This window comes from Streptomyces sp. GC420, assembly GCF_009916105.1.
Classification (GTDB): Bacteria; Actinomycetota; Actinomycetes; order Streptomycetales; family Streptomycetaceae; genus Streptomyces.
In genome coordinates this window covers 1-13,651 of the sequence record NZ_JAAAXQ010000220.1, presented here as the reverse complement: position 1 = coordinate 13,651, position 13,651 = coordinate 1, and the positions used below count along the sequence as shown (strand labels likewise).

General features: G+C 74.5%; 11 protein-coding genes. 8 read left to right on the top strand and 3 right to left on the bottom strand.

From position 1 onward, the window contains the following. The 5 genes from GUY61_RS24200 to GUY61_RS41920 all read left to right on the top strand — a co-directional run. Positions 1 to 1,799: PucR family transcriptional regulator (locus GUY61_RS24200; RefSeq protein WP_166632354.1), on the top strand; the 1,799-nt coding region annotated here is incomplete at its 5' end. Between the two features lie 176 nt (positions 1,800 to 1,975). Further along, positions 1,976 to 2,761, top strand: a complete 786-nt coding sequence (locus tag GUY61_RS24195; protein ID WP_166632353.1) for a phosphatase — start codon at positions 1,976 to 1,978, stop codon at positions 2,759 to 2,761. Positions 2,762 to 3,196: 435 nt separating this feature from the next. Then, a complete protein-coding gene (locus GUY61_RS24190) occupies positions 3,197 to 3,910 on the top strand; it encodes a response regulator transcription factor (protein ID WP_166632352.1) in 714 nt (237 codons plus the stop codon). Positions 3,911 to 3,916: 6 nt separating this feature from the next. After that, positions 3,917 to 5,179 carry a histidine kinase gene (locus GUY61_RS40430; RefSeq protein ID WP_166632351.1) on the top strand — a complete coding sequence of 421 codons (1,263 nt, stop codon included), beginning with the start codon at positions 3,917 to 3,919 and terminating at the stop codon, positions 5,177 to 5,179. 22 nt (positions 5,180 to 5,201) lie between these two features. Further along, positions 5,202 to 6,026 carry a helix-turn-helix domain-containing protein gene (locus GUY61_RS41920; protein ID WP_398956685.1) on the top strand — a complete coding sequence of 275 codons (825 nt, stop codon included), beginning with the start codon at positions 5,202 to 5,204 and terminating at the stop codon, positions 6,024 to 6,026. Here GUY61_RS41920 and GUY61_RS24175 read toward each other — a convergent pair. The 3 genes from GUY61_RS24175 to GUY61_RS24165 all read right to left on the bottom strand — a co-directional run bounded on the left by GUY61_RS24175 (position 5,960) and on the right by GUY61_RS24165 (position 8,699). Then, positions 5,960 to 6,832, bottom strand: coding sequence for an acyl-CoA thioesterase II (locus GUY61_RS24175; RefSeq protein WP_166632350.1), 873 nt, complete (start codon positions 6,830 to 6,832; stop codon positions 5,960 to 5,962). The two genes, GUY61_RS41920 and GUY61_RS24175, sit on opposite strands and share 67 nt — an antisense overlap. 11 nt (positions 6,833 to 6,843) lie before the next feature. Then, positions 6,844 to 8,001: an acyl-CoA dehydrogenase family protein gene (locus tag GUY61_RS24170; RefSeq protein ID WP_166632349.1), complete on the bottom strand. Its 1,158-nt coding sequence runs from the start codon at positions 7,999 to 8,001 to the stop codon at positions 6,844 to 6,846. An 89-nt stretch (positions 8,002 to 8,090) separates the two neighbouring features. After that, a complete protein-coding gene (locus tag GUY61_RS24165) occupies positions 8,091 to 8,699 on the bottom strand; it encodes a TetR/AcrR family transcriptional regulator (RefSeq protein ID WP_166632348.1) in 609 nt (202 codons plus the stop codon). A 119-nt stretch (positions 8,700 to 8,818) separates the two neighbouring features. Here GUY61_RS24165 and GUY61_RS24160 point away from each other — a divergent pair, with 119 nt between their 5' ends. The 3 genes from GUY61_RS24160 to GUY61_RS24150 form a co-directional block, all read left to right on the top strand. After that, entirely contained in the window at positions 8,819 to 10,435 is a 1,617-nt protein-coding gene (locus GUY61_RS24160) for a carboxyl transferase domain-containing protein (protein ID WP_166632347.1), read from the top strand. Between the two features lie 125 nt (positions 10,436 to 10,560). Further along, positions 10,561 to 12,720: a biotin carboxylase N-terminal domain-containing protein gene (locus GUY61_RS24155; RefSeq protein WP_166632355.1), complete on the top strand. Its 2,160-nt coding sequence runs from the start codon at positions 10,561 to 10,563 to the stop codon at positions 12,718 to 12,720. After that, on the top strand, positions 12,717 to 13,651 hold a 935-nt coding region (locus tag GUY61_RS24150; protein ID WP_166632346.1), incomplete at its 3' end, for a hydroxymethylglutaryl-CoA lyase. The genes GUY61_RS24155 and GUY61_RS24150, both read left to right, overlap by 4 nt.

Sequence of the window (13,651 nt, the reverse complement as noted above, 5' to 3'; positions counted from 1 at the left end):
CCGTCGCGCTGTCGGCCCTGCTCGGCCAGGGGGAGCTCGGGCTGCGGCTGGTGGTGGCTCCCGCGGGCGGGGATCCGGCGGTCCTCGGCGTGCACGCGAGCGAGATGGAGGACCCGTACCCCTATCTCCTGGGCGGTGAGCTGCTGCTGTCGGCGGGCGTCCACTTCGAGGAGGCGGTGGGCGCGGGGGCTCATCTCGACCGCTATGTGTCGCGGATCGTCGAGGCGGGCGGCGCGGCGCTCGGTTTCGGCGTGGCGCCCGTCCACGACACGGTGCCGCGCGCGCTGGTCGCCGCGTGCGACCGGTACGGGCTGCCGCTGCTCGAAGTACCACCGCGAACGCCGTTCTCGGCGGTCGCGCGTGCGGTGTGGCGGCTGATGGCAGAGGCGCGCAACGCCGAGCTGCGGCGGGTCGCCGAGGCCCAGCGGGAGCTCGCCGCCGCTGCGTCACGCCCGGATCCGGTGCCGGCCGTACTGCGGCAGCTCGCGACCCGGCTCGGCGGCCGGACCTGCCTGCTCGGCCGGGACGGGGCCCTGCTGGAGTCGGCGGGCGGCGATCCGGCGCCGGACGTACGGCGGGCGCTGGCCCGGCTGGCGGGTGTGGTGCGTCCCGCCGCGGACGGCGGGTCCGGCGCCCCCGCGCGGCGCCGGGCGCCCTCCTCCGCCACGGACACCGTCGGCGGCACCCGGCTCGCCGCCTACGCCCTGGCCGGGGACGGCCCCGTGCTCGGCCTGGTCACGGAGCGGCGCGAACCGGGCGACCACACGATCGCCGGCGTGGCCTCCGTGCTGCTGTCGCTGCTGACCGCCCGCCATCAGGACACCGCCGAGGCGGCACGTTCCTCCGCGCTGGTCCGGCTGCTGCTCGGGGAGCCGGTCGCCGAGGTGGCCCCGCTGCTGGCGGTCCCGATCCGCGACCGCCCTTCCGGTGCCAGTGCCGGGACCGGGACCGGGACCGGTGCCGGTGCCGCGGCCGTCAACGGCCTCGCCGCCGCCGGACCGCAGTGGGTGGTCGTGCACGCACGCCGCACGGGAGGCGGGGGGCCGGGCACGGGCACGGGCACGGCCTCGACGCCCGGAGAGGCGGCGACCGGGAGCGGGAGCGGCGACCGCACGGCCGGAGCCTCCGGGCGGGGCTGGAGCCCCGGCACGCCGCAGGACGGAACCCGAGTCGGGACCGCCGCCGAACCGGGACGCGGACCCGGAGGCGGACCGGGACGCGGACCCGGAGGCGGACCGCTCGACGCGAGCGCGACCGGTGCCGCCGCTCAGGACGCCACGGCCCACGACGTCTCCGCCCACGACGCGGCGGCGCTGGGAGCCGCGCTCGGCAGTGACCTCGTGGACTCGGGCCGGGACGTCGTACGCGTTCTGGTGGACCCCGCCCGCGGCATCTCCGCCCAGCCGGGCTGGACCCTCGGCGTGAGCCCACCCGCCGGGCCGGCCGACCTCGCCGCCGCCGACACCAAGGCAGGACGCGCCCTGCGCCGCGCCGAGGCGACCCGCGCGCCACTGGTGCGGCACGCCCCCGGCGGCGGCTTCGACGCCCTCGTCCCGCCCGAGGACGCCGACGCCCATGCCCGCGCCCTGCTGGCCCCGCTCGGCCCCAGCCCCGCTCTCACCGAGACCCTGCGCACCTGGCTCGCGCTGCACGGCAGCTGGGACCGCACCGCGGTCGCCCTCTCCGTCCACCGCAACACCGTCCGCCAGCGCATCGCCCGCTGCGCGGCCCTCCTCCACTGCGACCTCGACGACCCGGACACCCGGATGGAGCTGTGGTTCGCCCTGCGCAGGGTGTGAGGCCGGCCCCACCGGGCCGGCGGCCCGCGGCCCGCTCACAGCGGCGCCGTCATCCGCTCACCGCGCCGTTCACGGCCTCGCGCGCGGCCCTCGCGTCAACACGGCCCAGTGTGACGGTGGTTCCACCGTTCGGGACGGCAAGGCCCCTGCCCGGCCCGGGCGGCACAATGGACCGCATGCCGATACCCAGCCGTGCAGCCCTCGTCGACCATCTCGTCCGCACCCGTATCGCCGGCGACGTCGCCACCCCCCGGGACAACAACCTCTCGCACTACCGCAAGCTCGCGAACGGCGACCGCCACTACTGGCTCGGCCTGGAGCTCGGCGACCGCTGGACGGACGAGCAGGACGTCCTGGCCGTCATGGCCGAGCGGTGCGGGGTCGTGGACGACCCGGGGTTCCGCTTCGGGCAGGACACCATCGACCCGGAGCTGACCGTGGACGCGCTGGAGCGGGCGGGAGCCGTGCTGCGCAAGGCCGCCGCGGACGGTCAGCGGGTGCTGTTCGCGACGGGGCACCCGGGCGGGCTGCTGGACGTGCACCGGTCGGTCGCGGGCGCGCTGCGCAGGGCGGGCTGCGAGATCGTCGTGATCCCGTCCGGGCTGACGGCCGACGAGGGGTACGTCTTCCAGTTCGCGGACGTCGCGGTGCTGGAGCGGGGCGCCACCCTGTGGCACACGCACTCTCCCGAGCCGATGGCCGCGATCCTGGACGGACTGGAGCGGGAAGGGCGGCCGCGCCCCGACCTCGTCTTCGCGGACCACGGCTGGGCGGGCTGCGCGGGCCGGCGCGGCATCGAGACGATCGGCTTCGCGGACTGCAACGACCCGGCGCTGTTCCTCGGTGAGGCGGAGGGCACGCTCTCCGTCGTCGTACCGCTGGACGACCACGTCGTCGACCCGCGGTTCTACGACCCGATGACGGCGTATCTGCTGGACGCGGCCGGGCTGGAAGCCGCCTGACCCCGGGGCCCGGGGCCTGCGGATCCGAGGGAGCCCGAGCGGGCCCGAGCGGGCCCGAGCGGGCCCCGAGGGGGAACGGCGGGGACAGCGGGGAACGGTCACCCGCGGCCGGGCCCGGACATGCCACTGGTCCCGGACGTGCCGGGGGATGGTCGGCACGTCCGGGAGCAGCCAGAGGCGGCGGCCGTCCCCAGGTACGGAACGACCCGGCCCGGGACCCCGTTTCGATTCCGGCGGCGCCCCCTGGCGAGGGACCGAGGGTTACCCGGCGTCCGTGCCGGATCTGGTCCCATCCGGTGGTGCGCCCCTCGGCCCGCCATTGATCCTGTCAGGAGGGCGGAAGCCGGGCGTCCGCCGTAGGTACGATCCCCCGTCTACGACTTGAGGCCGGAGGCGGACGGAAAGCGGAAGAGAGCGGGAGAGGAAGTGGAACGGATGATCCGCGTGCTGCTCGTGGACGACGAGCAACTTGTACGCGTCGCGCTCCAGCATGTCCTCGGGTCCGCCGAGGGCATCACGGTGGTCGGCGCCTGCGACGGGCCGGGGGCCCTCGCGGAGGCCGAGGCGGCCCGCCCCGACCTCGTACTCGTGGATGTGCACATGCCCACGGTGGACGGGCTGACCGTGCTGCGGCAGTTGCGCGCGCTGCCCCGGCCTCCCGTGGTGGCGATGCTCACCGCGATGGCCACGGGCGGGCATCTCCACGCCTCGCTGCGTGAGGGCGCCGCGGGGTTCCTGCTGAAGGATTCGCCGCCGCAGCTGCTCATCGAGTCGGTACGGGTACTGGCGGCGGGCGGTGTCGTGTGCACCCCGGCGGTCAGCCACTCCGTCCTCTCCGCGCTGTCCGCCCGGCCGCCGGCCTCTGTAGCCGCCGTCTCGTCCGCACCGACCGCGGCAACCTCCGTGACCGGGGACGCCGCCGGGGACGGGGCTCCCGGCCTGCCGGGTCTGCCCGACCTGCCGGGGCTCACACCGCGCGAGCGGGAGGTGCTGGCGCTGGTCGCCGACGGGCTGCCGAACTCGGCGATCGCGGAACGGCTCGGCATGGGGCTGACGACGGTGAAGACCCATATCGGCGCGCTCAAGCGGAAGCTGAACGCACCGAACAGGGTCGCCCTGGCCGGCGCCGTGTACGCCGCGAGGGGCTGAGCCGCGGTGCCCCGCCCCTCGATCGTCAACGCCGCCGTCCTCGCGCTGTGCGTGCTGGAAACGCTGGCGCTGCGCGACTACCTCTCCGACGCGCAACTGGCCGGGGCGCTGCTCACGGCCGGGGCACTGACCCTGCGGCGGCGCTTCCCCCGCACGGTGATGGTGCTGGCGCTGCCCTCGCTCGCCTCCGGCTATCTGTGGCTGCCGGTGATCTTCGCGCTGTGCACACTCGCGGCGCGCGCCCGGCACCGCTGGGAACCGGCGGCCGGAGCGCTCGCCGTCGCCGTGGTCTCCTTCGTGCCGTGGCCGTGGCTCGGCGAGGTCTCCTGGTCCTGGCAGGACACGACGCTCGCCGCGCTGTTCTCGGGCCTCCTCGCGACGGCGCCCGCCGCGCTGGGGCTGCTTTTCCGCAAGCGCGGTGAACTGGCGCTGCGGCTGGCCGAGCTGACCGCGAGCCGCGAACGCGAGCGCGCGCTGGCCGCGCAGCAGGCGGTGGCCGCGGAGCGGGCCAGGCTGGCCCGCGAGATGCACGACACCGTGGCGCACCACATCAGCCTGATCGCCCTCCAGGCGAGCGCCCTGGAATCGGTCGCCGGGAACGACGCCGGCCGCTCGATGGCCGCAGGGGTGCGGGAGCACAGCAGCCGGGCGCTGGAGGAGCTGCGGCAGATGCTGGGGCTTCTGCGGCTCCCGGAGGCGGCGGCGGGAGCCGCACTGCAGCCGGACGCGGACCCGGACCCGGTGCCGCTCCCGGTACCGCTGCCGGGCGGCGCGTCACAGCCGCCCGGCCGGCCGCCCAGCCAGTCGGCCGCACCGGCATCGGAACCGGCGGGAGGTCCGGGCCTCGCGGACCTGCCGGCGCTGCTGGGAGACGCGGGTCCGCGGGTACGGCTCTGCGTCGACCCGGCGCTGGAGAGCCAGTGCCCGGCCTCGGTGCAGCGGGCCGCGTACCGGATCGTCCAGGAAGCCCTGACGAACGCGCGCAAGCATGCTCCGGGGGCCCGGGTCACCGCCGCACTGGCCATGGAGGACGGGGAGCTGCGCATCAGCGTCCGCAACGGTCCGCCCGCCGGCGCCTCGCCCGCCACCCTGCCCTCGGGCGGCCACGGTCTGCGCGGACTGCGCGAACGCGCGGCGCTGCTGGGCGGCACCCTGCGCGCGGCCGGCGAGGAAGACGGCGGGTTCCTGGTCCTGGCCGGACTGCCTCTGGGCGCGCAACGGCCCGGGCACGCCCCCGGCCCCGACCGCCGTCGCGCGGCCACGTCGTGAGGCCCGGTCAGTTCGGCGACGAATCGCGGACGGACCCGGCGCGGCAAAGGGCCCGGGCCGCCGCCGGGTGCCCGGGCTGCGGCGCGAGGAGGCAGCCCGGCCGACCGGCATCAGCGTCGACTACTACACCCGCATCGAGCAGGGCAGGACGCAGAACTTCTCCGACGCCGTCCTGGACTCCGTCGCCCGCGCGCTCCGGCTGGGCGGCCGGGCATCCGGCAGGACGCCGGCACGGCGGACGGCCGCCCGTGCGGGCCGGGACCGTCGCGTCCTCACCGCGGGGATCCGCGCCGGGACGAGCCGTCCACCCCGCTCGGCCCTGCGCGCGGCGAACACGGCGGCTTCCTCGTCGACGGGCATCGCAGCACCGCCGGCCGGTGCTTCCTGGCCGCCGGCGAGCAGGCAGCCGTGCCCGGCCGCTGCCCGGTGTGGCTGGCGCTTCCGGTTGCGCCGTGGCCGGGACCGTGGGGGCCGGCCTGCGGAGTCGGGGCCCTTCGGACACCGCCCGGCATCGCACCCGCCGTCCGCCGCCCGCCGGCACGTCGTGAGAGCCCGGGCCGTGCGGGCATGCGCGCGTGCGGGAGGCTGGGCGGCCGGCGGCGTGACCGTACCGGTGGCCGCGGTGGGCGGGCAGGGCGCCGCCCCGGTCGTCCGGCGCACCCGGCGCCCGGCAGGTCCGGCGGGTCCGCGCCTGGCGGCGGTGCCCGCCCGACCCGCCGGGCCCGGACGTGCGTCCGGGAGCACCGGTCGTGATCGCGACCGGTGCGACGGGCCCGGACGTCAGCGGGGGATCCGGACGACCCCTTCCTGGATGACGGAGACGGCGAGCCGCCCGTCGGCGGTGTAGATGCGGGCCTGGCCGAGGCCGCGGCCGCCCGAGGAGGACGGGGACTCCTGGTCGTACAGCAGCCACTCGTCGGCGCGGAACGGCCGGTGGAACCACATCGCGTGGTCGAGGCTGGCGCCGACCACGTCGCCGGTCGACCAGCCGCCGCGCCCGTGCGCCAGGAGCACCGAGTCGAGCAGCGTCATGTCGGAGACGTAGGTCGCCAGGCAGACGTGCAGCAGAGGGTCGTCGGCGAGTTTGCCGTTGGTGCGGAACCACACCTGGGAGCGCGGCTCGCGGGGTTCGCCGACCGAGGCGAACGGCGGGTCCCCGACGTAGCGCAGGTCGACCGCGGCACGGGCCTCCAGCAGCCGGTCCACGACACCGGGATCGGCGAACACGTCGGCGTACCGCGGCAGCATCTGGGCCGCTGTCGGCAGGGTCTCCGGGTCGGGCGCGGCCGGCATCGGCGCCTGGTGGTCGAACCCCTCCTCCCAGGTCTGGAAGGAGGCGGAGAGGTGGAAGATCGGCTGCCCGTGCTGGACGGCGACGACGCGCCGGGTCGTGAAGGAGCGGCCGTCGCGAATGCGGTCGACCGAGTACACGATGGGCGCGCCGGGGTCGCCCGGCCGCAGGAAGTACGCGTGCAGGGAGTGCGCGGGCCGGTCCTCGGGGACCGTGCGGCCGGCGGCGACCAGGGCCTGGGCGGCGACCTGGCCGCCGAACACGCGGGGCACGACCGCGGAACGGCTGGCACCCCGGAAGATGTCCCGCTCGATCCGCTCGAGGTCGAGCAGATCGAGCAGGGACTGCAACGCCTCGCTCAAAGGAATGTTCCTTACAGGCCCATGTCCTTGGCGATGATCATCTTCATGACCTCGCTGGTGCCGCCGTAGATGCGGTTGACGCGGTTGTCCGCGTACAGGCGGGCGATCGGGTACTCGTTCATGTACCCGTAGCCGCCGTGCAGCTGGAGGCACCGGTCGATGACCCGGTGGGCGACCTCGGTGCAGAAGAGCTTCGCGGAGGCGGCCTCGGCGGCGGACAGCTCGCCGGCGTCCAGGGCCTCCAGGGCGCGGTCGGCGACGGCCTCGGCCGCGTCCACCTCGGCCTGGCAGGCGGCCAGCTCGAACTTGGTGTTCTGGAAGGCGGCGACGGGCTTGCCGAAGACGGTGCGCTCCTGCACATACTGCTTGGCGAACCGGACGGCGGCCTTGGCCTGCGCGTAGGCGCCGAAGGCGATGCCCCAGCGCTCGGAGGGCAGGTTGGCGCCGAGGTAGTAGAAGCCCTTGTTCTCCTCGCCGAGCAGGTCCTCGACGGGCACCTTCACGTCGACGAACGCGAGCTCGGCGGTGTCGGAGACCTTCAGGCCCAGCTTGTCCAGCTTGCGGCCGACGGAGTAGCCCGGGGACTTGGTGTCCACGGCGAACAGCGAGATGCCGAAGCGGCGGTCCTCGGCCGTCGGCGCGGCGGTGCGGGCGCAGACGATGACCTTGTCGGCGTGGACGCCGCCGGTGATGAAGGTCTTGGCGCCGTTGAGGACGTAGTGCGTGCCGTCCTCGGAGAGCTTGGCGGTGGTCTTCATGCCCGCGAGGTCGGAGCCGGTGCCCGGCTCGGTCATCGCGATGGCCCACATCTCCTCGCCGGAGACGAACTTCGGGAGGTAACGCTTCTTCTGCTCGTCGTTGGCGAGCATCTTTATGTAGGGCAGCGCGAGCAGGACGTGCACGCCGGAGCCGCCGAAGGTGACGCCCGCGCGGGCGGTCTCCTCGTACTGGATGGCCTCGAACTTGTGGGACTCCAGGCCGGCACCGCCGAACTCCTCCGGCACGTTGATGCCGAAGACGCCCAGCTCACCGAGCTTGTAGTAGAAGTCGCGCGGCGCCTGGCCGGCGGCGAACCACTCGTCGTACACCGGTACGACCTCGGCCTCGATGAAGGCGCGAATGGTCTCCCGGAACGCCTCGTGGTCCTCGTTGAACACCGTACGGCGCACTGACGCCTCCTTCGAGCAGCGTGGAGCTATTTCTAAGCGCTTGCTCAGCGTAAGTTACCCGCACGTCACTCCGGCTGTCCAGAGCCGTCTCACAAGGCGGCCGACCCGTCCGCGGCGGCCAGCGCGCCGCGCGCCAGCCGGTGCAGCAGCGCGGCCGTGGCCGCACGGCCCGGCAGCGCGCCGGGGCGCCCCAGGTGGGGGGTGGAGTTGAGCAGCCCGAAGACGGCGTGCACGGCGGCGCGCGCCTGGGCCTCGGCGAGCCCCGGGTAGATCTCCCTGACGACGTCCACCCACAGCTCGACGTACTGCCGCTGGAGCTGGCGCACCAGCTTGCGGTCGCTGTCCCGGAGGCGGTCCAGCTCTCGGTCGTGCAGGGTGATCAGATGACGGTCGTCGAGAGCGAAGTCGATGTGCCCCTCGATCAGCGAGTCGAGCAGCTCGGCGGCGGACGCCCGACGCTCGCGCACCCGCCTGCGGCCCCCGTCCAGCAGCCGGCCGCTGATACCCACCAGCAGTTCGGCGAGCATCGCGTCCTTGCCGGCGAAGTGCCGGTACAGCCCGGGGCCGCTGATACCCACCGCGGCGCCTATCTCGTCCACGCCCACGCCGTGGAAGCCGCGCTCGGCGAAGAGCCGGGCGGCCTCCCGCAGGATCTGCTCGCGCCGCGTGAGGGCCGGACTCGATGCACTCGTGCTCATGGGAGTTCATTCTAGACAAGGCTGTTAGCGCTCGTTAACCTGATGGAAACGGGTTAACGCTCATTAACAGAGCTGACCGGCGGAAGAGCTTGGCCTCACAGGCAAGGGGGCTCCAGAACATGCAGCAGGCACCAGTGCTGGCGAGCGCGGCCGATCCCGCGTCCGAGGCCTGGCGGACGAACGAGGCGGCGCACCGCGAGCTGGCCGGGGAGCTGCGGGCACGGCTCGCCGCGGCCCGGCTCGGCGGTGGCGAGAAGGCCCGCGCGCGGCACGCCGCGCGGGGCAAGCTGCTGCCGCGCGACCGCGTGGACACGCTCCTCGACCCCGGTTCGCCGTTCCTCGAACTGGCCCCGCTGGCCGCCGAGGGGATGTACGGCGGGGCGGCGCCGGCCGCCGGGGTCATCGCCGGCATCGGCCGGGTCAGCGGCCGCGAGTGCGTGGTCGTCGCCAACGACGCCACCGTCAAGGGCGGGACGTACTACCCGATGACGGTGAAGAAGCACCTGCGCGCGCAGGAGGTGGCGCTGGAGAACCGCCTCCCCTGCGTCTACCTCGTGGACTCCGGCGGTGCCTTCCTCCCCATGCAGGACGAGGTCTTCCCCGACCGGGAGCACTTCGGGCGGATCTTCTACAACCAGGCGAGGATGTCCGGTGCGGGCATCCCGCAGGTCGCCGCCGTCCTCGGCTCCTGCACGGCGGGCGGGGCGTACGTCCCCGCGATGAGCGACGAAGCGGTCATCGTGCGCGGGCAGGGCACGATCTTCCTCGGCGGTCCGCCGCTGGTGAAGGCCGCCACCGGGGAGGTGGTGACCGCGGAGGAACTCGGCGGCGGCGAGGTCCACTCGCGCGTCTCCGGAGTGACGGATCATCTCGCGGAGGACGACGCGCACGCCCTGCGCATCGTCCGCAACATCGTCGCGACCCTGCCGGAGCGCGGCCCCCTCCCCTGGCACGTCGAGCCGCCCGAGGAGCCGAAGGCCGACCCGTACGGTCTGTACGGCGCGGTCCCCGTGGACTCACGCACCCCCTACGACGTGCGGGAGGTCATCGCCCGGATCGTCGACGGCTCCCGCTTCCAGGAGTTCAAGTCCGAGTTCGGCACGACCCTGGTCACCGGCTTCGCCCGGATCCACGGGCATCCGGTCGGCATCGTCGCCAACAACGGGATCCTGTTCTCCGAGTCCGCCCAGAAGGGCGCCCACTTCATCGAGCTGTGCGACCAGCGCGGCATCCCGCTGCTGTTCCTGCAGAACATCTCCGGCTTCATGGTCGGCAGGGACTACGAGGCGGGCGGCATCGCCAAGCACGGCGCCAAGATGGTGACGGCCGTGGCATGCACCCGGGTCCCGAAGCTGACCGTGGTCATCGGCGGTTCCTACGGCGCGGGCAACTACTCCATGTGCGGCCGGGCCTATTCGCCGCGGTTCCTGTGGATGTGGCCCAACGCCAAGATCTCGGTGATGGGCGGCGAGCAGGCCGCCTCGGTGCTCGCGACGGTCAAGCGGGACCAGCTCGAAGCACGCGGGGAGTCCTGGCCGGCGGGAGAAGAAGAGTCCTTCAAGGCGCCGATCCGCGAGCAGTACGAGACCCAGGGCAACGCCTATTACGCGACCGCGCGCTTGTGGGACGACGGCGTGATCGACCCCCTGGAGACCCGGCAGGTGCTCGGTCTCGCGCTGACCGCCTGCGCCAACGCGCCGCTGGGCGAGCCCGGCTTCGGCGTCTTCCGGATGTGAGTGAGGACATGGAGGCTGAAGGCTTGAGGACCAGGGGCCCGGGGGCCCGCGCCCTTGGATCCGGGAACGTGAGGACCGAAGACGTGAGGACCGAAGACGTGAGGACCCGGGATGCGGGGTCCGGCATGTTCGACACCGTTCTCGTCGCCAACCGCGGCGAGATCGCCGTGCGCGTCATCCGCACCCTGCGCGCGATGGGTGTCCGCTCGGTGGCCGTGTTCAGCGACGCGGACGCGGACGCCCGTCATGTGCGGGAGGCGGACACCGCCGTACGGATCGGGCCGGCGCCCGCGGCCGAGAGCTATCTGTCGGTGCCGCGCCTGCTGGAGGCCGCCGCGCGGACGGGCGCCGGCGCCGTCCACCCCGGTTACGGCTTCCTGGCGGAGAACGCGGAGTTCGCCGCCGCCTGCGAGGAGGCCGGCCTGACCTTCATCGGCCCGCCTGCCTCGGCGATACGGCTGATGGGCGACAAGATCCGTGCCAAGGAGACGGTGCGGGCGGCACGGGTCCCCGGGGTGCCCGGATCCTCGGGCAGCGGCCTCACCGACGGCGAACTGGCCGCCGCGGCCCGGGAGATCGGGATGCCGGTGCTGCTCAAGCCCTCGGCGGGCGGCGGTGGCAAGGGCATGCGGCTGGTGCGCGCCGAGGAACTCCTCGCGGAGGAGATCGCGGCGGCCCGGCGCGAGGCGCGGGCCTCCTTCGGCGACGACACGCTGCTGGTGGAACGGTGGGTGGACCGGCCGCGCCACATCGAGATCCAGGTGCTCGCCGACGCCCACGGCAATGTCGTTCACCTCGGGGAGCGCGAGTGCTCCCTGCAGCGCCGGCACCAGAAGATCGTCGAGGAGGCCCCCTCGGTCCTGCTGGACGAGGAGACCCGCGCGGCGATGGGCGAGGCAGCGGTCCAGGCGGCCCGCAGCTGCGGCTACCGCGGAGCCGGCACGGTGGAGTTCATCGTCCCCGGCGACGACCCGGCCTCGTACTACTTCATGGAGATGAACACCCGCCTCCAGGTGGAGCATCCGGTGACGGAGCTCATCACCGGTCTCGACCTGGTGGAGTGGCAGCTCCGGGTGGCCGCGGGCGAACCGCTGCCGTTCACCCAGCGGGACGTCACCCTGACCGGGCACGCGGTCGAGGCCCGCGTCTGCGCCGAGACGGCCCGGGTCTCGGCCGCGGGCCGGGTGGACTTCCTGCCGTCGAGCGGCCCCGTCCTCGCCCTGCGCGAACCCGCGGGGCCCGGCGTCCGCGTCGACTCCGGTCTCCTGCCGGGCACGGAGATCGGCACGTCGTACGACCCCATGCTCGCCAAGGTCGTGGCTCACGGTCCCGACCGGCCCACAGCCCTGCGCCGCCTGCGCGCCGCCCTCGCCGACACGGTGCTGCTCGGCGTGGACACCAACACCGGTTTCCTGCGCAGGCTGCTGGCCCACGACGCCGTCGTCTCGGGCGCCCTGGACACGGGCCTCGTCGACCGCGACGCGGCCTCGCTGGTGCCGTCGGCGGTCCCGGACGAGGTGTACGGGGTGGCGGCCCTGCTGCGGCAGGCGGGCATGGCCCCCGGGACTCCCGGGTCCGCCGCGGGCGGCCCTGCGGCCCCCGGCCGGTGGATCGACCCGTTCTCGGTCCCCTCCGGCTGGCGCCTCGGCGGAGAACCGGCCTGGACCGTCCACCACTTCCGCGTCCCGGGTCACGACCCGGTGCGCGTCCGGGTGCGCGGCACGGCGGGCGACGCGGAGGTCGTCGTGGAGCCCGGACACGGCGACGGTCACGCGTCGGGCGAACCGGCCGTCGCCGGCGCCCCCGCGACCGCCCCCGTGCGGGCGCGCGTCGTGGCGCGGGACGCCGACCGGGTCTCCGTCGAGTGGGGCGGCGCCACCGAGACCTTCGCCCGGGCGGTCGCCGCCGGGGGGACCTGGCTGGGCCGGGACGGGGACGCGTGGAGCGTGCTGGACCACGATCCCGTCGAGGCGGCGCTCACCGGCGGCGCGCACGCCGGGGCCGATTCGCTGACCGCGCCCATGCCGGGAACCGTCACGGTCGTGAAGGTGGCCGTCGGCGACCGGGTCGTGGCGGGCCAGAGTCTGCTGGTGGTCGAGGCGATGAAGATGGAGCACGTCATCTCGGCCCCCCACGCGGGCACCGTCGCCGAACTCGACGTGACGCCGGGCAGCACGGTCGCCATGGACCAGGTGCTGGCCGTCGTCGTCCCGGACGACGACAAGGACAGCGACGCCGCGAAGAGCGACGCCGGGAACGGCGACACCGAGGAGGGCGAAGCATGATCCCGGGCCTGCCGATGGCGGTGCCCGCGGCCGGGCTCCCGGCACGGGTACGCATCCACGAGGTCGGACCGCGCGACGGCCTGCAGAACGAGAAGACGGTCGTCCCCACCGAGGTGAAGGCCGAGTTCGTGCGGCGGCTCACCGGGGCCGGGCTCGGCACCGTCGAGGCGACGAGCTTCGTCCACCCCAGGTGGGTGCCCCAGCTCGCCGACGCCGAGGCACTGTTCCCCCTGGTGCGGGAGCTGGACGCACGGCTGCCCGTGCTGGTGCCCAACGAGCGTGGTCTGGAGCGGGCGCTCGCCCTCGGCGCCCGCGAGATCGCGGTGTTCGCCAGCGCCACCGAGTCCTTCGCCAAGGCGAACCTCAACCGGACGGTCGACGAGTCGCTGGCCATGTTCGACCCCGTCGTGCGCCACGCCCGCCGCGAGGGGGTGCGGGTCCGCGGCTACGTCTCGATGTGCTTCGGCGACCCCTGGGAGGGCCCCGTCCCCGTCGCCCAGGTGGTCGGGGTCTGCCGCCGCCTGACGGACCTCGGCTGCGAGGAACTGAGCCTCGGCGACACCATCGGCGTCGCCACGCCGGGCCATGTGGCGGCCCTCCTGAAGGGCCTCGCCGACGCGGGTGTGCCCGCCGGAGCGCTCGCCGTCCACTTCCACGACACCTACGGCCAGGCACTCGCCAACACACTCGCCGCCCTCCAGCACGGCGTGACCGTCGTGGACGCCTCCGCCGGCGGCCTCGGCGGCTGCCCGTACGCCAGGAGCGCCACCGGCAACCTCGCCACCGAGGACCTCGTGTGGATGCTCCACGGCCTCGGCATCGAGACCGGTGTCGACCTCGGCCGGCTCACCGAGACCAGCGTGTGGATGGCCGAGCGGCTGGGCCGCCCCAGCCCCTCCCGCACCGTCCGCGCCCTGTCCGGTGCCGGCAC

Coding starts and splice junctions, on each gene's coding strand:
- GUY61_RS24155 (WP_166632355.1), top strand. CDS start 10,561: ATGTTCGACACCGTTCTCGTCGCCAACCGCGGCGAGATCGCCGTGCGC.
- GUY61_RS24160 (WP_166632347.1), top strand. CDS start 8,819: ATGCAGCAGGCACCAGTGCTGGCGAGCGCGGCCGATCCCGCGTCCGAG.
- GUY61_RS24165 (WP_166632348.1), bottom strand. CDS start 8,699: ATGAGCACGAGTGCATCGAGTCCGGCCCTCACGCGGCGCGAGCAGATC.
- GUY61_RS24195 (WP_166632353.1), top strand. CDS start 1,976: ATGCCGATACCCAGCCGTGCAGCCCTCGTCGACCATCTCGTCCGCACC.
- GUY61_RS24190 (WP_166632352.1), top strand. CDS start 3,197: ATGATCCGCGTGCTGCTCGTGGACGACGAGCAACTTGTACGCGTCGCG.